This is a genomic window from Desulforhabdus amnigena, from assembly GCF_027925305.1.
GTDB classification, from domain to species: domain Bacteria; phylum Desulfobacterota; class Syntrophobacteria; order Syntrophobacterales; family Syntrophobacteraceae; genus Desulforhabdus; species Desulforhabdus amnigena.
This window is the reverse complement of sequence record NZ_BSDR01000001.1, coordinates 2,289,554-2,315,562: the sequence shown is the minus strand read 5'-3', so window position 1 is coordinate 2,315,562 and position 26,009 is coordinate 2,289,554. Positions and strand designations below refer to the sequence as shown.

Annotated in this window: 22 protein-coding genes; 16 read left to right on the top strand and 6 right to left on the bottom strand. The window is 45.9% G+C overall.

Translation table 11 applies throughout. The annotated features are described in order from the left end of the window. Window positions 1-17 precede the first annotated feature (17 nt). The gene (gene lspA, locus QMG16_RS09905) at window positions 18-479 is read left to right on the top strand and encodes a signal peptidase II (RefSeq protein ID WP_281793884.1); all 462 of its coding nucleotides are present in this window, start codon (window positions 18-20) and stop codon (window positions 477-479) included. 2 nt (window positions 480-481) lie between these two features. Here the strand turns inward: lspA and QMG16_RS09900 are convergent, their stop codons facing one another. Next, window positions 482-1,249, bottom strand: a complete 768-nt coding sequence (locus QMG16_RS09900) for a hypothetical protein (RefSeq protein WP_281793882.1) — start codon at window positions 1,247-1,249, stop codon at window positions 482-484. Window positions 1,250-2,383: 1,134 nt separating this feature from the next. Here QMG16_RS09900 and QMG16_RS09895 point away from each other — a divergent pair. The 4 genes from QMG16_RS09895 (at window position 2,384) to QMG16_RS09880 (ending at window position 8,225) form a co-directional block, all read left to right on the top strand. Continuing rightward, window positions 2,384-2,821: a pilin gene (locus QMG16_RS09895; RefSeq protein ID WP_281793880.1), complete on the top strand. Its 438-nt coding sequence runs from the start codon at window positions 2,384-2,386 to the stop codon at window positions 2,819-2,821. A 174-nt stretch (window positions 2,822-2,995) separates the two neighbouring features. Continuing rightward, window positions 2,996-5,458 (top strand): tetratricopeptide repeat protein, encoded by a 2,463-nt coding sequence (locus QMG16_RS09890; RefSeq protein WP_281793878.1) that lies wholly within the window; start codon window positions 2,996-2,998, stop codon window positions 5,456-5,458. A 109-nt stretch (window positions 5,459-5,567) separates the two neighbouring features. Beyond that, a complete protein-coding gene (locus QMG16_RS09885) occupies window positions 5,568-6,446 on the top strand; it encodes a glycosyltransferase family 2 protein (RefSeq protein WP_281793876.1) in 879 nt (292 codons plus the stop codon). A 210-nt stretch (window positions 6,447-6,656) separates the two neighbouring features. Next, window positions 6,657-8,225: a hypothetical protein gene (locus tag QMG16_RS09880; RefSeq protein WP_281793874.1), complete on the top strand. Its 1,569-nt coding sequence runs from the start codon at window positions 6,657-6,659 to the stop codon at window positions 8,223-8,225. 195 nt (window positions 8,226-8,420) lie between these two features. On the opposite strand, the gene QMG16_RS09875 is transcribed toward QMG16_RS09880, so the two are convergent. Then, window positions 8,421-9,182 (bottom strand): IS5 family transposase, encoded by a 762-nt coding sequence (locus QMG16_RS09875; RefSeq protein ID WP_281792066.1) that lies wholly within the window; start codon window positions 9,180-9,182, stop codon window positions 8,421-8,423. A gap of 115 nt (window positions 9,183-9,297) precedes the next feature. On the opposite strand from QMG16_RS09875, the gene QMG16_RS09870 reads away from it, so the two are divergent. Both QMG16_RS09870 and QMG16_RS09865 read left to right on the top strand, forming a co-directional pair. Further along, window positions 9,298-9,696: a GtrA family protein gene (locus tag QMG16_RS09870; protein WP_281793872.1), complete on the top strand. Its 399-nt coding sequence runs from the start codon at window positions 9,298-9,300 to the stop codon at window positions 9,694-9,696. Window positions 9,697-9,732: 36 nt separating this feature from the next. Next, window positions 9,733-11,142 (top strand): FAD-dependent oxidoreductase, encoded by a 1,410-nt coding sequence (locus tag QMG16_RS09865; protein WP_281793870.1) that lies wholly within the window; start codon window positions 9,733-9,735, stop codon window positions 11,140-11,142. A 404-nt stretch (window positions 11,143-11,546) separates the two neighbouring features. Here the strand turns inward: QMG16_RS09865 and QMG16_RS09860 are convergent, their stop codons facing one another. Then, complete coding sequence (locus tag QMG16_RS09860; protein WP_281793868.1) at window positions 11,547-12,803, bottom strand: transposase; 1,257 nt, start codon at window positions 12,801-12,803, stop codon at window positions 11,547-11,549. Between the two features lie 306 nt (window positions 12,804-13,109). On the opposite strand from QMG16_RS09860, the gene QMG16_RS09855 reads away from it, so the two are divergent. From QMG16_RS09855 to QMG16_RS09825, 7 genes are all read left to right on the top strand, one after another. Next, complete coding sequence (locus tag QMG16_RS09855; protein WP_281793866.1) at window positions 13,110-14,486, top strand: glycosyltransferase family 39 protein; 1,377 nt, start codon at window positions 13,110-13,112, stop codon at window positions 14,484-14,486. Between the two features lie 17 nt (window positions 14,487-14,503). Continuing rightward, window positions 14,504-15,382, top strand: a complete 879-nt coding sequence (locus tag QMG16_RS09850; protein ID WP_281793864.1) for a glycosyltransferase family 2 protein — start codon at window positions 14,504-14,506, stop codon at window positions 15,380-15,382. After that, window positions 15,370-16,794 carry a B12-binding domain-containing radical SAM protein gene (locus QMG16_RS09845; RefSeq protein ID WP_281793862.1) on the top strand — a complete coding sequence of 475 codons (1,425 nt, stop codon included), beginning with the start codon at window positions 15,370-15,372 and terminating at the stop codon, window positions 16,792-16,794. Before QMG16_RS09850 ends, QMG16_RS09845 begins: the two co-directional genes overlap by 13 nt. Next, window positions 16,791-17,927, top strand: coding sequence for a glycosyltransferase family 4 protein (locus QMG16_RS09840; RefSeq protein WP_281793860.1), 1,137 nt, complete (start codon window positions 16,791-16,793; stop codon window positions 17,925-17,927). Before QMG16_RS09845 ends, QMG16_RS09840 begins: the two co-directional genes overlap by 4 nt. A gap of 132 nt (window positions 17,928-18,059) precedes the next feature. After that, complete coding sequence (locus QMG16_RS09835) at window positions 18,060-18,269, top strand: hypothetical protein (RefSeq protein WP_281793858.1); 210 nt, start codon at window positions 18,060-18,062, stop codon at window positions 18,267-18,269. Then, on the top strand, window positions 18,223-18,702 hold the full coding sequence (locus tag QMG16_RS09830; protein WP_281793856.1) for a DUF2335 domain-containing protein: 480 nt from the start codon (window positions 18,223-18,225) through the stop codon (window positions 18,700-18,702). Before QMG16_RS09835 ends, QMG16_RS09830 begins: the two co-directional genes overlap by 47 nt. A gap of 23 nt (window positions 18,703-18,725) precedes the next feature. Then, window positions 18,726-19,913: a glycosyltransferase family 4 protein gene (locus tag QMG16_RS09825; RefSeq protein WP_281793855.1), complete on the top strand. Its 1,188-nt coding sequence runs from the start codon at window positions 18,726-18,728 to the stop codon at window positions 19,911-19,913. Window positions 19,914-20,066: 153 nt separating this feature from the next. On the opposite strand, the gene QMG16_RS09820 is transcribed toward QMG16_RS09825, so the two are convergent. The 3 genes from QMG16_RS09820 to QMG16_RS09810 all read right to left on the bottom strand — a co-directional run bounded on the left by QMG16_RS09820 (window position 20,067) and on the right by QMG16_RS09810 (window position 23,320). Further along, window positions 20,067-21,269: an ABC transporter ATP-binding protein gene (locus QMG16_RS09820; protein ID WP_281793854.1), complete on the bottom strand. Its 1,203-nt coding sequence runs from the start codon at window positions 21,267-21,269 to the stop codon at window positions 20,067-20,069. A gap of 132 nt (window positions 21,270-21,401) precedes the next feature. Then, complete coding sequence (locus tag QMG16_RS09815) at window positions 21,402-22,232, bottom strand: ABC transporter permease (RefSeq protein WP_281793852.1); 831 nt, start codon at window positions 22,230-22,232, stop codon at window positions 21,402-21,404. A 149-nt stretch (window positions 22,233-22,381) separates the two neighbouring features. Beyond that, the gene (locus QMG16_RS09810; protein WP_281793851.1) at window positions 22,382-23,320 is read right to left on the bottom strand and encodes a glycosyltransferase family 2 protein; all 939 of its coding nucleotides are present in this window, start codon (window positions 23,318-23,320) and stop codon (window positions 22,382-22,384) included. 750 nt (window positions 23,321-24,070) lie between these two features. Between QMG16_RS09810 and def the strand changes: the two genes are divergently transcribed. After that, window positions 24,071-24,583, top strand: coding sequence for a peptide deformylase (gene def, locus QMG16_RS09805; RefSeq protein ID WP_281793850.1), 513 nt, complete (start codon window positions 24,071-24,073; stop codon window positions 24,581-24,583). A gap of 22 nt (window positions 24,584-24,605) precedes the next feature. Then, window positions 24,606-25,556, top strand: a complete 951-nt coding sequence (fmt, locus tag QMG16_RS09800) for a methionyl-tRNA formyltransferase (protein WP_281793849.1) — start codon at window positions 24,606-24,608, stop codon at window positions 25,554-25,556. Window positions 25,557-26,009 lie beyond the last annotated feature (453 nt).

The window sequence follows — 26,009 nt, the reverse complement described above, 5'->3', positions numbered from 1 at the left end:
AAAGATGCCTTGAACCCATGACTTTCCTTACTTTTATCGTTGGGGCCGTTGTCTTCCTGGACCAGTTCACCAAGCTGCTCGTCCTGCGGTATCTGCCCCTTCACTCGGGCAAAGAAGTGATCCCGGGGTTTTTCAACCTGGTCCATACCCGCAACACAGGAGCTGCCTTCAGCCTGCTTGCGGGCATGCCCTCCTTCTGGCGTCAAACGTTTTTCGTGGGAATGACCCTCCTCATTGTGGCGATGCTTTTCTTTGCCTATCGCAAGGTGAGAAGCGGCGACGTGTGGGGCAGGGCGGCTTACTCGCTCATCATCGGAGGCGCCCTGGGAAACCTGGTGGACCGGCTGCGGTTGAATGAAGTGGTGGATTTCCTGGATGTCTATGTGGGTTCGTACCACTGGCCCGCCTTCAATGTCGCGGACAGCGCCATCAGCGTGGGAGCGGTCATGCTGCTCATTTCCCTCGTTCGAGGCAAATGAGGCTATTTCTCTTTTTCCTTTTTGAGTTTCACCAGGGCGTTTTGAGCGATCATCCGCTTTGACTTCTTGTCCCAGGTCTCCTGCTGAATGACCAGGCTGTCGTTGAAGATCTGGGTGATCACTCCATTCCTGCCCCCCGCCGGGGTCCCGACGCCCACGATATACCCCTTGCCCGCCGCATCCTCGATCACGGCCCGGCGCCCCAGTTCGCCCCAGGTAATGGCCTTGAGTCCATTTTCGATTTCCGCGAGACTCATCTTTTGAAGAGGGGTCAAAGGCTTCTGCGGCACAGGGGGAAGGTCCGGTTCGTCGTCTTCCTTGGGAAGCCCCACGGGGGACGTTTCCAATGGAACGATGAAAGAAACGAATGGATCGGCCATCTCCCGAGGTTCGTAGGTGAAGGACTCCTGCAGGAGGGCTTCCGTGATTTTGCTTCTCAGGGAATCGGAATGCCTGGACGCTACGGAGCCGGGAGCCGGCACAGGCGGAGGGGGCACCAGCACGGGAGGCTCGGGAGAGGGAGTCGGTGCTGCCGGCGGGAGCGCAGCAAGCGCTGCCGCCGGGTCGCCGGCCTGCGCCTTTGCCCCATCAGCAGTCTGTGCGCCGGCCTGGGCATTCGTCGATACACCGGTCTGAATACCGGGCTGAACACTGGCCAGGGTATCGGATGGACTGGCCTGGAGTTCGAGAGCCGGCATCATGCTCAGCAAGAGAAAAACCATCATTGCGCATCGAAATGGACGCTGCCGGTCGCTTGAGAGTCCCATCACTTTTAAATCCTCCTCTAACTCGACATTGCCGGATTTCATCTGAACCACGGAGACACGGAGGGCACAGAGAAAGGCCTTAAATGAAATCTCCGTGTTCTCCGTGTCTCCGTGGTGAATACAACAATGTCACACCAAGTACCTGTCACAAGGCGGCGAAAATTCTCACCCGTTTTAGAACAAGAATCAGGCGAAATACCTATAATCATTTACTGAATAGACCTTCCAGGATGCAAGATTTCAGCCATTTTTCGTTTTAAAACACACATCCCCCTGTCCCTCCCCCTTCTCGCAATCGTTCACCGCGGAGGACACAGAGAGCGCAGAGAACAAGAGCAGGCTCACAAATTTCCCCTTGAGGGGGGGCAGGCAATGCTGTTGACTTAGAGCCTATCCGAAAACCTACCTCGGCAGCGGACACCCCCCTTTAATTCCCCCCTCGAGGGGGGGGACCAAGGGGGGTGTCGCAAAGTCCACAGGTGGTTTCCGGATAGGTTCTTAACCAACTTTCGTCATTCCGGCGAAAGCCGGAATCCAGGAGAATAAAGACTTTCTGGACCCCGGTTTTCACCGGGGTGACGTTAAGTCAACAACATTGAGGGGGCAGGGGGGTGTTTTCCTGGTGCGCCAAATCTTGATACCCCTCAAAGGGGAATTTTCAGACAGCCTCTTATACCCGTGTGACACATTCTGATAGGGTTGTGACATTTTTTGTCAAATGCCGGCCCCTTTGAGGTACCTGCTTTGTGCCCCTTTCAAAATCTCAACGGTCTGAGGGGAATTCTTGACGCAGTGGAAAACGATAAAAAACGTGATCCCCCAGCCGGGACCTTCTCGATCGTTACCTTTAAAATGCGTTCTCAGGAAAGCGGAGAGTGCAGATTTCACTATCCTCCCGAACGCACCGTTTGACGCACCCCCCGTTCCCCAGGGAGTCGGTTTCCTGACATCTCTCTCCTCATGATTCCATCCGGCATATTCGTTGCTTATCCACTGAACTCAAATCAGAAATGCACAAAGCTGTCCCGCTGTCGAAGTTCATTCGCTCAAATCTTGCAAAGGAAGGAGGGAAAAAGTCAAACCATTCAGGCAAGGGTCGAAATTTTAATCATACAAATCCTTAGGAGGAAACAAGACATGTTAGTGAAAATGCGCGAAAGCAAGGGTTTTACCCTGGTGGAATTGATGATCGTCGTGGCCATCGTCGGTATTCTGGCTGCCGTTGCAGTACCTTATTATCAAAGGTATGTTGCGAAGTCCAAGCTTACCCGCTACATATTTCCCGGCATGCATATGCTTCAAACAAATATCACTACCAAGTTTGCTGTAAGTGAAATTTTTTCCAATACCATACCTGGTATAACCGATGCAGATACTAGATACATGAAATCGGTAAACTTCAGTGCAACTTCCAAGCAACTGACAATTGTTATGACTGCAGGGCCAAGCGATATGATGAAAGCGTTTGCAGGTAGAACCCTCATAACTAAAGCAAGTGTGGTTGGTACAGGGAAATTAGTATGGAGATTTGACTCCAATGGTGCACCATTGGCAGATGAGCTTGGTTTAAAATAATTTTCCATTGAAATGAGGGGTTATGTGAATGATAGATTGTTTTTCATGCTTGAATTGTATTTTGAGATAATAAAATATATAAGTATTCAAGTTTATTCAACCTTAATGATTTAAAACTCTAAGAAACATCTATTAGACACATAACCTCTATTTCCTATATCGGAAAAGATAAGTATGAGTATTTATTTATCAAAAATGCTCTCAAAGTATCATATTGCATTATTGACATTACTTTTAACCATATTGATATATTCTGCATATTGCAATACTTTCCAATCTCCTCCACTACTAGATGATTTTCATTCATTTGTAAATGAACCGTTAGTCAAGATACAGCATTGGACGATAGATCGTTTTTTGTCCATTTCCGATACAAAATTCGGTTGGAAAAGATTTATCCCCATGCTGACTTTTGCAGCCGATATTTCGATTGGAAAAGGAAAATTTTTTTATCTTCATCTCACCAACTTCTTGATTCATCTGGTAAATGTATTTTGCATCATTTTTTTTGTCTCCAGGCTTATTCAACATGTTAGGGAAAATAATCTCACAGGCGAACCCTTGCCCGATCAATGGAACATGGCATTGTGGGTTGCCGGAATATGGGCGCTGCAACCCATTCAGGCAAGCGCAGTGACGTATTTGGTCCAACGCATGACCTCACTTATGACGCTATTTTATATTATGAGCGTGGCTTGTTACCTTACGGCGCGTTCTATGCATTTGAAAGAAAAAACATTAAATTTCAAGGCCTTGCTTTTTTATTTTAGTTCTTTTATCGCTGCAATGTTAGCTTTCTTGTCCAAGGAAAATTCTGCCATGCTTCCGGTCATGTTGTTCTGCACAGAAGTGTGGTTTTTTCAGCAGGATTTACCGAAACGTATTTTTAAATATTCTATTAAGCATTGGTTCTTTTCGATCAGCATAATTTGCTTGTCGGGCGCTGTGGGATTATATGTTCTAAACCCTATCCTGGCTGGCTATGATGTTCGAGATTTTACTTTAAATCAACGGATTTTAACGGAAACACGCATCGTTATTTGGTATATATCTTTACTTTTGTGGCCTAATCCAAACCGTTTTTCTATTGAACATGATATTGATCTTTCAACCTCATTAATAAATCCTTACACAACATTATTATCATCTATAACCATTTTTATTATCATTATTGGTTCTATTTTTTATAGAAAAAAATATCCATTGATTACTTATGGAATTATTTGGTTTTTTTTAAACTTGGTCATTGAATCAACTATTATTCCTCTTGAATTGATTTTCGAGCATAGGGTTTATCTTCCGTCTGTTGGTATAATTATTAGCTTTGTGTTGATGTTATATTTTTTTATTAGAAAAATTTTTAATAAGCTGTCTGAATTTGATTTTAAAAAAGTTCAATGGTGCATTTTTATATTGCTATTTTCATTAATGACTTTAATGACATATGATAGAAATAACTTTTTTTATGATATTATTTCACTAAATGAACATAATATAAATAATTCAATGAGTAGCCCGCGCTCTTATGCAAATCTAGCTGTTTCTTTGGCTCGTATTGGAAAGAATGAAGAGGCTATTGAGAAGGCAAGATATGCCATAGAAATGGGTAAGGAAAATAATGATTCATATTATGTTGCTGCAAATACCATTTTGCTGGCGTATGAAAATATGGGCCAACCTTACAAAGGACTTAAGGAAGCAGAGAAGCTTCTTGACGAACAACCTCTGAATGCAAGCCGCCAGGGGTTGGTGACTATGTGCTCTAATTTGGCTGTTATTTATGCCAAGATGGAAGACTATAAATGTGCTGTTTATTCAATTCAAAGATTGCTTTTGTATACACAAAAACTCTCCGGAAAAGAGATCGATGTTGAAGATCTTCGGTTTCCCATGCTGCAATATATCCTTCACGAAGTTCAGAGAAAGAATCTGAAGCTGGATCTCGATGGGGATGGGGCTTGTGATCCTGGGGACTTGCCGACTACAACATGGGTTGCCAGATTTCTACTGTCGATGGGTTTTGAAGCGAAAGCCAAAGAACTGCTTTGTAAATCAAAAAATGAATATCCCAATGATGCTACGGCACTAAATTTACTTAAGAATTTGGAAGCAAATGAGAATCTCAATCGAATACAAAGTGCAAAATGGAGCTTTCGAGAGAAATATATAAACCATCCTTTTTCACGATTTAATGCTTGTATGGCTACCGCTTATTTGATTCGTAAATACAAGCTTCCTTCCCCTTTCATTACCCTTGGTGAAAATTTACTATCCTATTGTGAGACATTGCAACCATCAGCAGCCGATGTTCAACTTTTACGAGGCTGGTATTATTTTGAAAAAAGGCAACTTGATCAGGCTATCGCATCTGTGAATTTAGCATTGAAATTAGATAACAACAATTCCAAGGCGTATCTGGCATTAGGATTATTTCTCACCGAAGCAAATCAAATAGAAGGGTCGATTGATGCTTTTCGAACATGTTTGAGGCTTTATCCCGGCTGCCCTGAGCGCATCATTTTGCAAGACCTGATTAAAGACTTGGAAAAAAAATTAACAGACGCCTCCGTGGTTCATCCTTTGGCGAATATGAATGTGGATAGCGAAGTTTTAGGCACCTCGCATTCGGGGTCATAATGATGCTATTGCATTAATTTGAATAAAATAATTGCATAGCCTTTTGAACATGCCTACATATGACAGACATATTGATCTGCGGGCATTTTCTGAAAGGATAGAGGTAAAATTGAAATTCTCTATCATCATACCAGCCTATAATTCAGAGATCACTCTGCCGGCGCTGCTGAATTCTCTCAAAAAACAAACCTACGAGAAAGATTTTGAAATCATTGTTGTGGACGATTGCTCAACAGATGGCACTTGTGGCGCCTGCCATGCGTGGGAGATCCAGCCGTGGCGGCTGAAAAAAAACCGTGGTCCCGCACATTGCAGAAACCTTGGAGCGCGCAGAGCCAAAGGGGATGTACTGATTTTTACGGACAGTGACTGTATTGTGGCATATGACTGGCTTGAGCAAATCGAGCGCTGTTTTGCTCAGGGAGATGCAGAGGTGATCATGGGCAAGTTGGTGCTCTTGCCGTCCAATTTCTTGGGAGATTCCATCTCCGCACTCGGTTTTCCCGCCGGGGGCGCTTTAGGTTTTGAAAAAGTGTGGAAGGTTTCGGAGGATGGATTCACCAACAGCCTCAGTTCCTGTAACTTCGCCATCAAAAGGGAACTGTTCGAAGATGTTGGCGGGTTTGATGAGTGTTTTCCCTATGCCGGGGGAGAGGACAGTTTTCTGGCTTATTCCCTGGTCCAGTCAGGCTACAGAATCAAGTATTGCCCGCAGGTACTCGCCTATCATGTTGCCAGTGACTCCTTGAAAAGCTTTTTGAGGTGGCAGTTCCATAGGGGGCTCAGCAGCTTCATTTTTTCAAAAAAGGTTACCGGAAAACGGAACTTCGCTTCCCTGCGTCTCTGGTCCACCTTGAACATAATCAAGCACTATCATTCAGACAGTAAATTCCCTTTGATTGTTTTTTTGCTTCTGATGAGCTTTCTTGTGCAGATGTCCGGCTTTTTCTGTGCGAAGTATAGGGAGATCATTCCATGCGAGTGTTGATTGTCAATCCCCCCTGACACGACAACTATTCTGACACAGGGGGAGGAAGCCCTTCGTTTTGCCAACGCCTCTTATTGGACCAGGTACAGTTTTCTATCGCCATGTGCTACCATCATTCCAACTGCCTCCAAAATATGCTGGTTGCCGCTGTTCTCCAGTCCCGGAGAACCTAAACACAAAATCCGGTAGCATCAGAAAAGATCTGCACCCATGAAAGAAGCGAATATCAGAGCACTTTTTATTATGATTTTGAGCGTTGCTGGAATCTTGGTCTATTGCACCCTCTCAAAAGGTCACGACTGGGGAGGCGATTTTGCAGCGTATATAATGCAGGCAAGGAGCATTTTCGAAGGTAATCCAAGTAAATTTATAGAAGAGAATAGTTTTACAATGCTTCAATCTTCAAGAAAGATAGGTCCAATTGCCTATCCTTGGGGATTCCCTGCATTATTATCACCATTATATGGAATATTCGGAATCAATATGATCGCTCTAAAATCAATAGGAGCCATCTTCTTCTTGTTTTATTTATGCTTGCTATTTATTGGCTTTAGAAAATATCATTCATCTTTTTGGGTTTTATGCTTGGTATGCATATTTTCCCTAAATCCATTTTTACTTGAGTTTTTAGACAATGTACTATCCGATATACCATTTTTGCTATTTTCTACGATAACTGTGTTACTAATTGGATTATTGATTATTGAAAAAAGACAATTTATTTCACCTATTTGTGACAACATTGTTTTGGGTATATTAATAGCTATAGCGTTTTTTGTACGAACCAATGGCATTCTTCTTCTACTAACACTAACTAGTACACAGCTTTTTATATTGATCCAAAGGATTTTGACAGGCCAAGTAGCAAATTTCAGTTGGTCGGCAGTTACCAGGAGCCATCTCTCATGGAACTCTAAAGCAGTGTACAGTTGTCTGCTTGCTTTCTTGCCCTATGTATCTTTTTTGGGCTTGGTACTACTATGGAATGGCTTTTTCCCAGATGGTGGCTCATCTCATATGAGTTATCTTAGCAAAATATCAATGCATAGCATCTTTTACAATCTGCTCTACTATGCCAAGTTACCCGCTGATTTTTTCTCCATGGGGATATTTGGCTACTTGATCTACGTTATAACTATTCCTTATGTTATAAAAGGTTTGATTATACGTTATCGATCTGATTATCATATTATTATATACGTCATACTTACTATTTTGCTTTATATATTTTGGCCGGAAAGACAAGGACTCCGATTTCTATTTCCAGTATTGCCTTTCTGTGTGTCGTTCGCGCTAATTGGAATGGAGGCATTTCAAGATGTTCAAGATGGCTCAACAAAGATAAAGCAATTTTTACGAAAAAAAGTCAGTTTTCTCCTCATTTTTTTTGTCATTTCAAGCTTCGGGATTCGCTCGATACGTTATGCATACTTAAATATCATTCACAATCGTGAAATTTCTATAGGACCGTTCACTGCAACCTCCGAAAAGATGTTTTCATTCATTAATGAAAACACGAAACCAGAAAGCACGGTGATCTTTTTTAAGCCTCGCGTCATGAGGATGATGACTGGGCGAAAATCCATTATAAGAGACACGGCTAAAGGACTCTCAAGTGGAGATTACCTCTGCCTTAAAAATGAAGCGGGTGATCAAGTTTCTCCTAAAGTGATCATGTACCTTTCAGAACATGGCGCTGCCCAGTTAATCTATGAGAACAGTGAGTTCAAGATTTACCAGTTAATGAAGGATCATATCTACAGATCATGCGGAAAATGAGTACATTTGGGTTGAAAAAAACAAAATAGAAATGCCAAGAAGCTGACTCGATTGTTGTGTTTTAGGTATCAAACTCCACAAGGTTAGGATGTCTAATGGGTTAAAACCAATACGGTTCAGTTAAGCCGAAAATGCGGTCATTTGGCGTTTTTGATGACTGCTGAAATGTCTTCAACTCTAGGTTCTGTTGACATTTCACCTCAACCAGATGAGAGCTGCGACAAAGCCAAGAAAGCCCAAGAAGCTTCTGTCGAGCTTGTCGAATCTGGAGAAGATGCGTCTGAAATGTTTGATCTTGCTCATAAAGCACTCGATCAGATGTCGTTCGCGGTAGCGGCATTGGTCGTATTCACGGGGCTCTTTGCGATTGGACCGGGGTGGAATCACAGCAGTAGCTCCAGATTGGGTGATCGCCTGGACGAAGGCATCCGAATCATAGCCCTTGTCTCCCAGTGCATGAGCGAAGGTGAAACCCTCGATAAGAGCCGGTCCCTGTTCGATGTCACTCTTCTGACCGGGAGTGAGAATGAACCTCAGGGGATTTCCCAAGCCATCTACCGCTACGTGGATCTTGGTGGAAAAACCTCCTCGGCTGCGCCCGAGAGCCTGTGTCTCTTGTCCACCGGATCTTTTGAGGGCTCCGGCAGCACAGGGATGGGCACGAACAATGGTGCTGTCAAACATGAAGTTCTCCATATCGGGATCATCTATGAAATGCTCGTGCATTCTGGAGAAGATACCCTTGTTACACCAGCGGGCGAATCGTTTATAGACACTGTTCCAGTTACCGAATTTCTCCGGGAGCAGTCTCCACTGAGCACCACTTCGTGTAATCCAAAGGAGTGCCTCAATGAAAAGACGGCAATCACCTTCTTCTCCTACGTAAACATCCACACAGGAGCGAAGGAATTGGAGGATCTTCAACCATGTTTCATCTTGTAGTAGTGCTGTTGACATCTGTTAATTAGAACCCAAATGTCAACAGAACCTAGCATCGCTGCATCGAAAATTATAATTGGTTCCCTTAACTGAACCGTATTGGGATTAAAATTTCAGGCATGAGTACGCTTACATGTTCAAGCAATTCAGTCTGTATTTAATTGTCGCTGGTTCCGCTGCGCTACTGAATTTTGGGTCTAGGTTCTTGTACAACGCCTTCGTTCCCTTTGAGATAAGTGTTGTGTTGGCCTATACAACTGGATTGATTTATAATTATATGTTAAGCCGTCGATTTGTCTTTGAGGGGGCTTGCAGCGTTGGCAAACGAAAGCAGTTGCCTGTGTTTACCGTCGTGGCCATGCTTGGACTCACCCTGACTTGGCTGGGTTCTATGGAAGCGCTTTCGGTGCTGAACAGCTTCGGCCCGCTCGAAGAGCGAAAGTCCCAAGAGGCCCTGGCCCATATCGCTGGGATCGGGTTCGGATTCATCGGGAATTATATCGGTCACAAATACATCACATTCCGCCGGTAGTCCAAGCCTGGCCGGCGCATATGAAGGGGCTAACCATTGCGAGTAGGCATCATCGGAGCAGGGCCTGCAGGGCTTACCGCCGCAGAACTTATAAGCCGGGCGGGTCATGAAGTCGTAGTTTATGAGGCGGACAACACTGTTGGCGGCATGGCCAAGACCTTCGACCTCTGGGGGCAGAAAGTGGATCTGGGGCCTCATAGGTTCTTTAGTTCTGATCCACGCATAAATGCAGTGTGGCTTAAGGCTGTGGCAGGGGATTACGACCTTGTCCGAAGGCTTACGCGCATATTCTACAAGAAACGTTTCTTCTACTACCCGCTCAAACCATTTGACGCTCTCAAAAAGCTCGGCCCCGTTGAAACTGCACGTTGCATGTTCGACTATCTGTGCGAAAAAGTATCTCCCACTGCTCAGGATGGTTCTTTCGAAACCTGGGTTGCCCATCGATTCGGTTACCGGCTTTATGAGGTCTTCTTTAAGACCTACACAGAAAAACTCTGGGGCATAAATTGCAGCGAACTGGATGCTGATTTCGCAGCGCAACGCATAAAAAAACTGTCTCTTACCAGTGCTATCTGGAACGCCCTGACCAAAGGCCGCGGCAACAAACACAAAACTTTGGTGGACCAGTTTGCTTATCCACACGGCGGGGCGGGAATGCCTTATCAGCGTATGGCGGATTCCATAATAAAAAATGGCGGTAAGGTGCTCCTCTCCACGTCGGTAAAGCGTGTTGTGACGGAAAGCGGCTGTGCCGTGGGTATCGAAGCCGAGGTGGGCGGTGTGGAGCGTTTCGACCACGTTATATCTACAATGCCCTTGCCCCACTTGGTTGAGAGGCTTGAAGGCACGCCAATCGTTGTTCAGGAAAATGTTAAAAAGCTTGGATTTCGAAACACAATTCTCGTCTATCTAAAGATCGAAGCTCAGAATCTCTTTTCTGACAATTGGCTTTATGTTCATTCTCCAGACCTACAAACAGGCAGGCTTACCAATTTTCGGAACTGGACGCCCAAGATAAATGGGGCTGAGACATCTACCATCGTCGTGCTTGAATACTGGTGTTACGATAACGATTCATTGTGGAAGTCTTCTGACGCCGAGTTGGTCGAATTGGGTAACAATGAGCTGAAGAAAACCGGCCTTATCGGTGAAGCACCAATCAGCGCCGGATTCGTAAAAAGAATCCACAATTCCTACCCGGTCTACAGGCGCGGTTATAAGGATGTGCTTGTGCCGGTAGTGGAGTATCTCAAGACTATCAAAAGACTTACTCTGATTGGCCGCAGCGGTTCCTTCAAGTATAACAACCAAGATCACTCGATACTGATGGGTGTATTAGCTGCAGAGAATCTTCTCGAGGACGCCAACCATGACCTTTGGCTGGTGAATACGGATGATGAGTACCAAGAGAGTGGCTCACTCCAAAAATCCGGCTTGAGCTAGCCCCAGTACGGTTCAGTTAAATATATGAAAAGCCTTACAGAGGGGTTTTGAAGGTTGAGGAGTGTGGGAGCGCTCAGGTCGTTTGAGGTGGAATTTTGATATCTTGCGTTTGACTACTCAAGAAGTGTTCCGATAGTCCATCTAAAGAAGGGCTTAAATGACCAGATGGCAATCATCTTCCTCTTTTCCCCCCTGATAGTCTCTAAAGCGACTTTAGATTTGAATTCTGCCAAGTAGCTTTTCCGTAGCACCCTCTCATCTCCCTGCTTTCTGTCCAACTGAACTACCTTAGATTAGAACTTAGCGGATTTCCAGTTTTCAGGGGGAACCATACTTTCTTAAACCTTGCTTATAATTGGGTATATAAGCCATATGTCCTTATAAATTAATAAGTTATCAGACACTCATGCTGCAAGAGCCTCTTTTAACTGGTTTTTCTGTTTCTCTACCCCGTTGATCTGAGTCAACCGCTGAAGAAGATTGGCTTTTTCCTTATGCTCAACAACTCTCATAACATAGCTCTGCCTTTCGTGCAGGGTTCTTGCCGAGGATGGCACACCGGGAAGCTGTGCATGGAGCAGGATGTAGGCACAGTAGACCCAATGTACATGAGAGATCACGGAATCAAAGGATGTGGCGGCGATATCCTCAAACCCCAGATGCATCTTTACGGATTTGTGAAAAAGTTCCACCGCCCACCTCAGAGAGTACCCAATCAGGATCTGTCTGGGCTGGAGTGTAAGGTGCGAGCAGGCAAAGTATTTGCGCTCTCCTCTGGGAGCACGCTTTCTTTCCGAGCATACCAGTTGAACCGGTGCAACATTTTTGAGCCAAACGATGGTATGTCTGATGCGGAACTCCTTCCGCCTTTTTCCTGGTCCGTTCGCAGTGAGACGAACAGTTTCCCATCCAAGCCTGCGCTGAGCCCTGAAAAAATCCTGGATTTGGCCCCAGCCCTCTTTGGAACTGGTCTTGAGGTACTGAGCATTGGATTTAACGGATCTTCTTTTCTTTACAGCCATGATGAAATCCCATCCTCTGGAGAGGATGACTTTTTGAATTCGCTTATCATCGTAGCCGGAGTCAGCAAGCACAACCACTTCCTCGGGTTTGTAGTTTTCGATGTATTCCGAAAGATCCAGCGACTGGAGGTAGTCTATGACCCTTTTGTGCTCGCTCTTGTACTCCAGATTCTTCTGTCTGCAGTAATTCCTGCTCAGGAAGGCAATCGGAAGCAGAGGAATGATCATGTCATTTATCAGCAGCACGATGTTGGTCCATTGATGGCCAACAAAGTATCCCTTGCCGTGATTGTGCCTCTGGACATTTTCAGAGTGCAGGCTGGATCTGCCCTGGCCGGTCAGATCAACCAGCATGGCCACCTTCCATGGGAGTTTTCCCAATGTCTTCATAGCCTTGGAGTATTTCTTTCCTTGCCGCCTGGAAAGATCCTTGAGTGTGTAGATGGTCGTATCCGGATGCTCCTTGAGCAACCGACTGAACTGAGAACTGTTCTTTCCAGAAATTGCAGAGGCATGCTCCAGAGAGTGCTTTCGAGTGGTTATCATAAGGGAGATGATGTACCACAGGCAGATCCTCTGCAGGCGTTTGCTCACGTTGAGTTTTTTGAGCAACCAGTTTCTAAAAATGTAGAACCGCATTTCCTTTCCTCCGCTGTAATAAAGATGGGCATACCTTTAAAATATGGCGGAGGAATCCGCTCTACAAACAGTTCTGCAAAAAAACTAACAATCTATGGTTCTTACACTCTCGCTCGCCTCCAAAAGCTTACCCACTGCGGCTTTGTGGGCAGACGGGAAGATTTGGCGCAATGTTTAAGTACTTTCCAATTGTCCTGGTTCGCATCTTTCTTGCAAAACGTCTATTGTTATTCAAGTGAATAGATAGCACAGTCAGTGCCAATCTCCGGCTACTGGTATAAATTGCATAGCGAGAAAGGAAGAGACGTGTCCGCACAAGTTCAATACCTGAAGATCATTATCCTGATTATGGTATGCCTGCTGGGCCTTCATCTGAGAATGGTGTCAATTGCAGATACCCAGGTCATTCAACCTTTGCGTGCCGATGCTCTGGAATATTTTATGTATGCTTTAAACCTGCGGACCGCAAATATCTATTCGAAGAGTACAGAGACTTTGGAAAATTCCATGGCCAAACCGACTCCGGATGCCGTGCGTACGCCTGGGTATCCTTTATTCTTAGCCCTATTTTTGGATGGCTATCCAAATGATCGAACTTTGGCACGAATCCTCGTCGTTCAAGCTCTAATGAGTTCACTCATGGTAGTGGCAGCGTTTTTTCTGTTTCGAAAATTCCTCTCCTTTGGTTGGGCTTGTGCATCTGCATTTCTTACTGCACTCAGTCCACACTTGGTAGTAAGCAACAGCTATCTGCTGACTGAAACCTTATTTGCTTTTCTGCTTGTAATAACGATATGGGTGGGCAGTAATCTGGGGGGGGACCATCCAACCGTTGTTGCTATTCTAACAGGTGTCTTACTTGGTTTGACAGCCCTTGTACGCCCAACTGTTCAATATTTTCCTATTGCACTGGCGCTCCTGATGGTTCTGTATTTCGGCTGGCGCCAAGGATTGAAGAAGGCACTTTTGATAATACTCGGTTTCATTTTGATTTATTCACCCTGGCTTATCCGCAATACAGTGGTATTGCATAAGGCTGGCGATCAAAAACTAATGATCAATTTTCTGCACCACGGCATGTATCCAAACTTTACTTTTGATGGAAGGCCGGAGACATTTGGATTTCCCTACCGGTTCGATCCGCGTACTGAAGAAATTTCTAAGGATCTTCAAAGTGTTGTGCACGAGATCTATAAATCTATTTTACACGACCCGGTTAGGATCGGTTCATGGTTTCTCTTTGGCAAACCATTCTATTTTTGGTCATGGGACATCATTCAAGGTATGGGTGATGCATTCGTTTATCCGGTCCGTACGTCTCCTTATTTCCATGACAACCTATTTCAATGTGCTCACGCCTTTATGAAGTGGTCACATTGGCCGTTGGTACTTTGTTGTATGGTTGGTACGCTAGCAGTGTGGCACAGCTTTTTTGTCAGAGATATGACAAGTTCGTCAATTTTTGCTGTTCGGTTGGTCGCGATTCTTATTCTCTACTTTACAGTATTTCATATGATCGGTGCGCCGTTCCCGCGTTATTCAGTGCCGGTGCGTCCTTTTATGTATGGGATGGCAATGTTTCTTTTGAATGTGGTTTTTAAAACGCTTTGTAAAAAGTGGCGGCAAATACACTCAACGCCTATACGAAAACCTTCTTTGCCTCTTTGGGGAGGGCACTCTTAGCAGAAATGAAAAAGGGATTGAACTGTTCTATCATTGTGCCGGCCTACAATGCAGAGGTGACACTTCCGGTATTGTTGGATTCATTGAGTAAGCAAACTTACAAGAGCGATTTTGAAATCATCGTTGTGGATGATTGTTCAAACGATGCCACTCCTGAAGTGTGTCGCTTAAAAAATGGTGAGATCCTACGATTGAAAAAAAACCGTGGCCCCGCACATTGCAGAAACCTTGGAGCGCGCAGAGCCAAAGGGGATGTACTGATTTTTACGGACAGTGACTGTATTGTGGCGCATGACTGGCTTGAGCAAATCGAGCGCTGTTTTGCTCAGGGAGATGCAGAGGTGATCATGGGCAAGTTGGTGCTTTTGCCGTCTAGTTTTTTGGGGGATTCCATCTCCGCACTCGGTTTTCCCGCCGGTGGAGCTTTAGGTTTTGAAAAAGTGTGGAGGGTTTCGGAGGATGGTTTCACCAACAGCCTCAGTTCCTGTAACTTCGCTATCAAAAGGGAAGTCTTCGAAGGTATCGGCGGGTTTGACGAATGTTTCCCCTATGCCGGAGGGGAGGACAGTTTTTTGGCTTATTCCCTGGTCCAGTCAAGTTATAGAATCAAGTATTGTCCGGAGGTACTCGTCTATCACGGTGCCCGGGACTCCTTGAAAAGCTTTTTCAGGTGGCAGTTCCATAGGGGGCTCAGCAGCTTCATTTTTTCAAAAAAGGTTACCGGAAAACGGAACTTCGCTTCCCTGCGTCTCTGGTCCACCTTGAACATAATCAAGCACTATCATTCAGACAGTAAATTCCCTTTGATTGTTTTTTTGCTTCTGATGAGCTTTCTCGTGCAGATGTCCGGCTTTTTCTGTGCGAAGTATAGGGAGATCATTCCATGCGAGTGTTGATCGTCAATCCCCCCTGGCCGGGAAAAGGATTCGGAACAAGATCCCAAAATCGAATCATCAAGCATCGAAGCGACAAGTTCCTGCAGTACCCCATTTTTCTGGCTTATAGCGCATCTCAGTTGAAGAATGCCGGACATAGCGTGAGCTATATCGATTCCGTCATTCAGGATTTCGACCTGCAGCGTACCGAGATGGAAGCCAAAAAAGCTTTGCCGGACGTGATCTTTATGGAGACCACCACGCCTTCCATCGTAGCCGACTATGAAAATCTGACGCGCTTGAAAGAGGCGACAGGCGCCGGCATCATCGTGGGCGGTCCCCACGCGACCTATTTTCATCGGCAGGTTCTCGAAGAGTGTCCGGCTATCGATGTCGTCATCCGGCATGAGTTCGATACGAAAATTTCTTCGGTGGTTTCCAACCTGCGGGATCTCAAAGGTGTTGCCGGTATCACTTATCGCAATGACGGTCAGATCATTGACAACGGTGACGGTGAGTTGTCCGAACATCTCGATCAGATCCCTTTTCCCGACCGGGATACCATCCCATGGAGGTGGTATCTGGAAGCCTGGTATTCCCGGCAGCCCTTCATGAATTTAATGACTTCCCGCGGATGTCCGTATCACTGCAGTTTCTGTCTTTGGCCTCAGAGCATGTATGGGCACAAGCAGCGATTTCGCAGCATCGACAACGTGATGTCCGAAATCCTTGAGCTTGTCGGAAGGTATGGTGTTCGCGAGCTCAATATCGATGACGGCACATTTACGACCAATAAGCGCAGAGTGATCGAGTTCTGCCGGCGTTTGCGCCGCGAAAAGTTGGATCTTATCTGGACCTGCAATGGACGGGTGGACACTCTCGATGATGAGATGCTTTCCGAAATGAAGAAGGGCGGTTGCAAGATGATCCGTCTGGGTGTCGAAAGCGGTTCTCAAGAGGTGCTCGACAAGATCCGTAAGGGTTTGACCCTGAAGCAGATCGAGGATGGAGTCCGGATGGTCAAGAGGCACGGCATCCAGACTCTTGGCGGTTTCATGTTTGGTTTCCCTTACGATTCCAGGAAGTCTGTCGAGGAAACCCTTCGTTTTGCCAAACGGCTCTCGCCGGACCAGGTGCAGTTTTCTATCGCCATGTGCTATCCGGGCACCTCTCTTTATGAATATGCCAGGGAGAATCATCTGCTTTTGGCGAAGAGCTTCAAAGAATTCGACATGACCTATGGACCGGTGGTGAAAACACTGGATATGGAACGAGAAGATCTCGAACATATTCTTGCGAGGGCCTACAGGGAGTTTTACTTCAGACCGGCATTTGTTTTTCAGACTCTTTTCAATATGAAGAATATGGATGAAATAAAAAGAGTCTTTCGCTCTCTCATGAGTCTAGTGCGCACCATAAAGTTGCATCAATGAAAAATATCGGCATTTTTACCCATGATTTATATCCTTATAAGCCTTGGGGGCAGGGGCGTTATGTTTACGAACTGGCAAAAAATCTGCGCCGTGTTTATGAGGGGAAGATTTTTGTCTTCTCTCCGTCTCCGGGGATAGACGATCCGTATCATGTCGAGGTATTTGGCGGTTCTCATGCCTCTGCTGGAAAGAATATCGGTTTTTCCATCAAGCTCGGTTTTGTTCTGGAAAATCTGATCAGAAAATATGATCTGGGACTTGTTCATTATCAGGGAGGCCCGGGCGGGCTGTTTCTCATCAAGAAACCATCCATTCCCGTTATCTACACTGTACATCATACCTATTATCAGCAGTCGGCCCACATTGAGAATCAAAGGTGGAAAAAACTGCTATTCCTGTGGGAAATGTTCAGCTACAGGAAGTCGGATTTCCTCATCTGTGTTTCGCCATCGACCAAAAGAGTTTTGGGCCGACGATATAAATTGAAAGAAGGACTTCGGGTGATTCCCAATGGAGTCGATGGAACGAGGTTCTTTGATATGAATTTGCCTCGAATCCCCAATAGTCTCTTTTTCATGGGAAGGCTGGAAACACGGAAGGGGATTGATTTTTTGCTGAAGTGCATGCCCGTGGTCAAAAACGGTTGCAGGGATGTTCGCCTCTATGTAGCTGGAAGTGGCTGCCTGAAACGGGAGCTGGAGGAAATGACCGAACATTTCGGCTTGCATGAAAACGTTCGCTTCCTTGGGGTCATTGACGACCGTGATGTGAATGAGTGGTACAACAAGGTATCTGTGGTCGTTATTCCGTCTGTGTTCGAAGGGTTCGGCCTCAATGCCATCGAAGCCATGTCTTGCGGAACTCCGGTCATCGCCACCGATGTGGATGGTCTCAGGGATGTTGTTGAAGATGGAGTGAGCGGAAGACTGGTTCCATACAATGATGTGGAGGGCCTGAGAGGATGCGTTCTGGATTTGCTCCGGAATGACTTGGAACGGCAGCAGCTGGCAGAAAATGGTAAAAATCGAGTGAAGGCTCTTTATGACTGGCAAAACATTTCCAGGCAAGTGGCTAAAATCTACCAGATAGTAATAGGGGGTTCAGGGGAGACAGTGAGGTTCCATTGCTTTTAAAAAATCGAGATGGTGTAAACTATTTCCTTTAAATTGACTCGCATGGTCCTATAGATTAGATATATGACAAAAGACTGTGCGTTTTTCACATATTTGGCAACCGATAGTATTAAATTGATGGAGTGTAGGGCCATGACAGACTATCTCTTCGCAAAGCCGAATTTCCTTGGTGGTATGGCTAGATCGTTAGATTTGGGCGGGACCCTGAACGTTTACAATGATTCTCCATCCCCTGAAGTGGCTGACGCCTTGGCACTGAAATCTGATTGGATGGCTGTTGGCCAGGATTTATGGAATGCCATTGAGAAGTTCGGATCAGAATATGACGTCGAAAAATCATAAGGATATAGCCAAACAAAGCCGTTCGACTGCTTCTGATCAGAACAACCAACTTCAGACAAAACAACAGCTTCTATTAGGTCATCAATACTCGGGTCCGTTACCACACCCGTCCATCCTTGAAAAGTACGAAGTTCTCTATCCCGGTGCAACCAAGCTCATTATAGATAATTACCTGTTGCAAACAAAACATCGGCAAGAGCTTGAAAAGAGGGTTATCGAAAGCGGTTGCGGAGACAGCCGAAAAGGTCTCTGGTTTGCTTTCATTATCGGTATGACTGGTATTGTAGGTTCGGTGGCCTGCATCTTGTCAGGCGCTCAAATTGCTGGAAGCGTGTTGGGGTTCACTAGTCTCACGGGACTGGTGAGCACATTCATCATCGGGACGCGAGAACGGCGTGCCGAACGTGAAACCAAATTCAAAGCCATGCAATAATCCTTGACCTAACGCGAGCAAAAATGAAAATATTATTGATACATGATGTAAAAAAACCATTTGGAGGTGGAGAAAAATTTGTAGAGGATATAGAAGTATTATTAAAAAGTTATGGAAATATAGTTTATAAATATTATGGTTCAGAGCAAGAGGACTGCTCTGTGTTTGGAGCTATAAGTAAATTTTATAATTTAAAGCAAAAGAAAATATTAAAAAAAATAATCGCAAAATTCAGTCCAGATATAGTGATTTCAAATGGAACGAATAGAGTAATAACTGAAAGTATAGATAGATATTTATATAAAAATAAAATATATCATATTAAAATAATACATTCGTATAGCTATTTTTGCCCAAAAACATGGGCCATTTTTAAAAATGGAAAACCGTGTAATAAAGGTTATAATGCTCTATGTTTAATATATAAATGTAAAAGCTCTAAGGAAGGAGTAAATTATATATTATATTATATATTAAAGTGGCTAAAGGTTGGTTTGCATAGAATAACTATGAAAAATTTTGTTAATCATTTTATTTGTCCTTCTGCATTCTTAGCTGAATGCATGAAAAAATCGTTAAAACTTTCTGATGCAAAGGTAACTTTTCTTCCTCACTTTATAGAGATTGATAAAAATAGCTATATAAATTTTGACAATATTAATCCAAAGCAATTCTTGTTTGTAGGTAGAATATCAAGCGAAAAAGGAATTGATATTGCTATAAAAGCAATTGCCTTATTAAAGAAATGGGGCATACAAGATGCTGTATTGAAAATCATTGGAGATGGCTCTGAACTAGGAATTTTACAAAAACTGGTAATCCAACTTCAAGTGATTAATCAGATTAGATTTATTGGTTTTATACCCCATTCTCAAATCGATAAATACTATCAAGATTCAATAGCGGTAATAGTTCCTAGTGTCTGCATGGAAACATTTGGGTTGATTAATATTGAGGCTATGAAGAATAAAACTCCAGTTATCGCTTCAAATATAGGTGCTATTCAAGATATTGTTGAACATGGTACAACAGGTTATCTGTTTGAAATGGGAAATTATATTGAATTGGCAAAATATATGAGAAAATTATATAATAATAAAAAATTGTCAATTAAACTCGGTGAGGCCGGTTATGCTAAGGTACTAAAAGAATTTAATAAAGAGAGCTACTATAAAAGACTAATGGAAATTTGTCGAAGACACCAGGAATGACTATAAAGGTCGACAGCATTCCCATTTGATTTTGAAATTCTTTATTGCGTGTGTGGAACCGAGGTCGATGCTCTTGTGAGGTTTTTTGGGTTTAGATTAGATCATACGGGTTTTGTTTCTATGCAAAATTGTACTCTTTCAACTTCCAGACAATCAAATTGCCGGCTCAAAAACGGTAGGGTGCCAAAAGTAAGATGAATTGGGTTTTGGGAGTCTTCCGGTACCCCATACATCGTTCCCAAATACCCTGAATGTCAGTGCATTTTCGGCGATATGCCAGTCTCGTAGCTCGTCACCCAGCGAAAAAGAAACCGTATATGATCCTTCCATAAAGGGTACTGACCCAAGATGGCAATAGACGGTCCCGTTGGATACAGATGTGGGAAAATCAGGGGATGGTTGGTAACGATTGCTCGCATTGATCAAGGGGACGCCATCCACTGAAGAGATAATATAGGTGACTTTGGGTGAACGGAGGGTTTCTTCTGATTGGAAAGTCACCTTGAAAGACAATTCTTCTCCGGCGACAAGGCAGTCAGATGGGGTGGAGTTGCAGATGATGGTGATGGACTCCATCCAGATCGGCGCATTGGTCGGCTTATCGAGATGAACGGTGTGGCTCTCGTCGTTCGATGCGGTGGACTTGAGATAATGACCAATGCATTCCCTGGTCATTCCTTTGAAGATGGCCTCTCCGTTGTCGAGAAACAACCCCTGATTACAGAGAGAACTTACTGTGCCCGTGTTGTGGCTCACAAACAGGATGGTCCTTCCCTCCTTTTCGACTTCTCCCATTTTGCCCAGGCATTTCTTCTGGAAAGCGGCGTCCCCTACCGCCAGTACCTCGTCAACTACCAGGATCTCGGATTCCAGGTGGGCTGCAACCGCAAAAGCCAGGCGTACATACATTCCACTGGAGTAGTATTTGACCGGAGTATCCAAGAATTTTTCAATTTCAGAGAAGTCGACAATCTCATCGAATTTGCGATTCACCTCCGCTTTACGCATGCCCAGGATGGTGCCGTTGAGATAGATGTTTTCGCGTCCCGTGAGGTCGGGATGGAAGCCGGAACCGGCTTCCAGGAGGCTCGCAATGCGACCGTAGATTTTCGCTTCGCCTGAGGTCGGTTCCGTTATTCGGCTCAATACCTTGAGAAGAGTGCTCTTGCCTGCGCCGTTACGGCCGATGATGCCCAGCACTTCACCCTGCTGGACGTCAAAAGAGACGCCCCTGAGTGCCCAGATCACATCACTTTCGGTACCGTTGCCATAATACAGACCGGTATCCCCATTTTCGAATCGAGTCTGGTTGCGAATGCGTTTGAGATTGCGTAAGGGACTGAGAAGGGTTTCCATGATGGATTCTCGAAAGTTCCTGGTCGCACGATCTCTGGTTCCAATGCGGTAACATTTTGAAAGGTTTCTGACTTGAATGACGGGATGCATACCGAGTGAATCCTATTCATGTACGGCCGGCGTATGCCGTGGCTAAACGATATCCGCAAAAAAGCGTTCCGTTTTCTTGAAATATATCAAGCCGACGCAAAACAGTGTGATACCGGATGCGGCGGAAACTGCGATCATCCCAAAGGGAAAGGCGTTGCCGCCAATGAGACTGTAACGGAATCCCTCGATGATTCCAGCCATGGGGTTGAGGGCGTAAGCCAGGCGGTAATGTTCGGGAAAAATCGACGAAGGATACACGATGGGGGAAGCAAACATCCAAAGTTGTATGAGAAAGGGAATCGCGTACCTCACGTCACGATACCGTGCATTCATAGCCGCCAGGAACACACCGACCCCCGTTGCGGAAAGGGCCATCAGGAGAACGAAGACAGGCATCAGCAGCAGAGTCCCAGTAAGTGTGATTCCGTAACAGAGGGCCAGGATCAGGGAAATGAGGTAAGCTATAATGAAATCGAGGAGTCCGGCAAGGACGTATGCAAAGGGTATGAACAGCCTGGGAAAATAGACCTTGGTCAAAAGACCGGCTTCCTGAACGATACTGTTTGCCGCGGAAGAAACGGAATTGGCAAAATAGGTCCAGGCCACCATAGCGGTGAGACTGAACACGGGATAGGGAACACCGTCTGATGGAACGCGGGCGAGCTTTCCGAAAACCAGAGTAAAAATAGCTACGGAAAAAAGCGGCTGGATGACGGCCCATAAGCCCCCGAGTACGGTCTGCTTGTATTTCACCTTGATGGAGCGCATGGTCAGAAAGTAGAGAAGGTCGCGGTAGTGCAGAAGCTCTACGCTGTCGAAAAGGTTCCATCCGTTGCGGGGTTTAATGTGAACAAATGGTCTTGTGTCGTGCATTCATTTTGTAATTGATCAAGTGAGTTCACCATAAAACAGAACTCTTGATCAAGTCTCCTGGTCGTCGTTGGTGGATCGATCCCCCAAGGTATGGATATCGCGTTCTCGAGAATGGTTGGGGGTGAAAGTTTCCTGATGTTCATGACATGTTAGTTATTCTTAACCACTTTTGAGAATTCAGAACGATCAAACCTTAGCTGGGTAATTTGCTCTGATACCAGCCCGACAAGAAACATGAGGATAGACGTTGTCATCAGCATGGCTGAGGTTGGACCATAACGACCATCCAAAAAGAAAACCTTGAAAAGCCCGTAACCGAGCCCCAGGAGAAAGGTCGAGAAGCTGACCGGCAAGAATATCTTCATAGGTGAAAACAGGGTGGCAACCTTAAAAATGATGAGGAAAAATCGCGATCCGTCGCGGAGAAGCTTGATCTTGCTTTTGCTGTCTCCATTGCGTTTGCATGTTGTAATGGGGATATATTTCAAACTATACCCTGACCTCAAAGTCGCCATGGTGATGGTGGTAGGGTAGGAAAAGGTGTTTGGCAGCAAAGAGATGAATTCTTGTGCGATGTGTGCTTTGACGGCTCTGAATCCGGAGGTGAGGTCCTCAATTTTGTGTCCGCACACGTAGGATGCAAACCAGTTGTAGATTCTGTTTGCTAGGTTCCGATGCATGCAGGTTGCCGACTCTTGAGTACGAGCTCCCACGACCATGTCAAAAATCTGCAGTTTTTCCAGCAGATGCGGGATTTCCTCGGGTGGATGCTGACCATCGCCGTCGAGTGTGACGAGCCATTTGCCGTGCGCGTTTCGGATACCGGTCTTGATTGCCGCCCCGTTTCCGATATTGTAAGGGTGTTGTATGACTCTGGCTCCTGCGTCATGGGCATTTTGAGCGGTGTCGTCTGTTGATCCGTCATCTATCACAAGGATTTCGTAAAGATAGTCCAGATTGTCCATGACCTGGCGGACTCTCCCCACAACTTCCGCAATTCCACCGGCTTCATTGTTTGCAGGAATGAGGATGCTTACTTCCGGAAGTTCCTCAGGCTCGTTATTGGGTAGCTTGACTAATACAGACATGCTCTCCGGTGTCATGTAATACGTGCTTTCCTGCTCAAGGTTGCTTTCCTGTCCCTGCTCGTCGTAATAATTCCGTGGCAAAGTTTTTTTAAAAAAAAGTGCAAGGTTATCTTCTTTGCAATGCCAAATCAGTGCCAAAGTTTAAAAGCCCAAAGGTGTCGATTTGACGATCTCTAAAGCGGACTTTGTCCATTTTGTTCAAGTAGTCGAAGCGGCCGGGGCTATAGAGAGTATATGAAAATTACCCGTTTGCGCTTCGGTACCTCGCAAACGGCGGTGGTTTTCATGTTGCCTTGTGATCGATCTCGATCATAAGAATCAATGTACAACTGCCTGTACCGGGGTGTGTGATGCGCGTGTGCCGGTGAGTTCGGTTGTCAGGGGACTATCTTCCTGCACCCGAATACTGGTTGAAAAGAATATCCCTAATGTTTAAAATGGATCGTTGTTCACTAAAAATATGCAAGCATTTCAGCGGGGCGATTCTCATTTTGAAAAATTTACACTCCCCTTGTCCCCCCTCGAGGGGGGAATTTAGAAGCTATCTCAAAATTCGCTCAAACCGTCACCCTGGCGGAATCCAGGGTCCAGATCTATCGGGAATGCCTGGATTCCGGTTTTCACCGGAATGACGATCAAGGGTATTCAGACCGTTTTGAGATAGTTTCTTAAACCTTCAGGAATTTGAATCTTTAGAAAATTTTCCCGCAAGAGGGGTGTCGGGTTGTCCAAAATATGAAGGGGTTTTAAATGGCTTTACTGGAAATTTGTACCTATCCCAATCCCGTGCTGCGCGAGAAGGCGCGACGGGTTGAAACGGTGGATCGGGAGATTCGAAAACTCATCGATGACATGGCCGAGACCATGTATGACGCTCCGGGCATCGGCTTGGCCGCCAACCAGGTGGGAAAGCTGCTCCGGCTGGTCATGATAGATCTTCAGAAGCCTGAATATGAGCACGGGCTGATTGTCCTCGTAAACCCGGAAATCGTGAGCGGCCGGGGCGAAACAACCTACGAAGAAGGGTGTCTGAGCGTGCCCGAATTTTATTCCAAGGTAAAACGCTATGAAGAGGTCGTCGTGCGGGGGATGGACCCCGATGGAAAGCCCGTGGAAATCCAGGCCGGAGGGCTCCTGGCTATCGCCCTGCAGCACGAGATCGATCACTTGGAGGGGAAGCTCTTCATCGACCGGATCGGTCTCATCGCACGGGATATTTTCAAGAGAAAATGGAAAAAAAGGTTGAAAGAGAAGGAAGCCTAGTGCGGTGGAGAAAGCCAAAAAAATGACAAACCCCGAGCTTCCCACTCTCATTTTTATGGGTACTCCCGATTTCGCCGTTCCGTCTTTGAAGCAACTCCATGATGCCGGGGCCGATGTGCGCCTGGTGGTGACTCAGCCGGACCGGCCCAGCGGGCGCGGGAAAAAGCTGACTCCGCCTCCTGTCAAATTGTTGGCAGAGAAGCTCGAAATCCCTGTCTATCAACCGGCGAAAATCAGGGCGGAAGGAGTTCTCGAACACATTCTTTCTTTTGAAGCCGAATGTGCCGCCGTTGTGGCTTACGGTCAGATATTGCCCCAGCCGTTTCTGGATGGGCATCCCCTGGGGGCGCTGAACGTCCATGCCTCGCTTCTGCCCAGGTATCGCGGAGCCGCGCCCATCCAGAGGTCCATTCTTGCAGGGGATACGGTGACGGGAGTGAGCATCATGCTTCTGGATGCGGGCATGGACACAGGCCCTGTGCTGGCTCAAAAAGAGATCCCCATTCTGCCCGAAGATACGCTGGGGGTGTTGCACGACAAGCTCGCCCTGCTGGGTGCGGAATTGCTTTGCGAAACGCTCAGAAAATGGAAAGCGGGTGAACTGCGGCCCCAGCCGCAGGATGATCGACTGGCCACGAACGCTCCGCCTCTTGCCAAGGGGGAATGGCGCATTTCCTGGAACGCACCGGCTCACCGGATTGTCAATACCATTCGAGCCTTCGATCCCTGGCCCGGCGCTTACGGTTTTTACGGCGGAAAGCGGGTGAAGTGTTTCCATGCCTCTCTTTTGAACTGGAAAGGGGAGGGCGAGGCCGGAGAAGTGGTGGGATTCATGGAAAACGGCTTGGTCGTTCTGGGTGGAGACCGAAAGGCTGTGTCCATTGGAGAGCTCCAATGGGAAGGGCAGCGCCGTATGGCCGCAGAAGAGTTTCTTCGGGGCCGCCCCATGCCGCCGGGGTCCCGTTTCGATTGATACGGTGAGGGAAGCGGTGGAAGGGTGAGCGGCAGAGATTAAGTATCGAGGATCGTAAATACGCAGCCATTTCTTTGTAGGAACGGCTTCCAGCCGTGATAGGAATAGGAATCGGCAGCCGCACACCTTGTCGCGGCAGGATGCCGCTCCTACGAAAACGTATGGGTAAACGGCTGCGCAATTATGAAGACCAGTATTTAAGCACCTGATCAGAAGTTATTTAACATTCTCGATCCTTATTGATTATGTCATTCCGGCATGCTTTTAGCCGGAATCCAGCCTCACGGCAAATTCTCTGGATACCGGCTTACGCCGGTATGACGGTATGAAAATGCCAAAAAATATGTGCTCAGGTACTTAGAGCCTATCCCAAAACCTACCTCGGCAGCGGACACCCCCCTTCAATTCCCCCCTCGAGGGGGGACCAAGGGGGGGGCGCAAAGTCCACAGGGG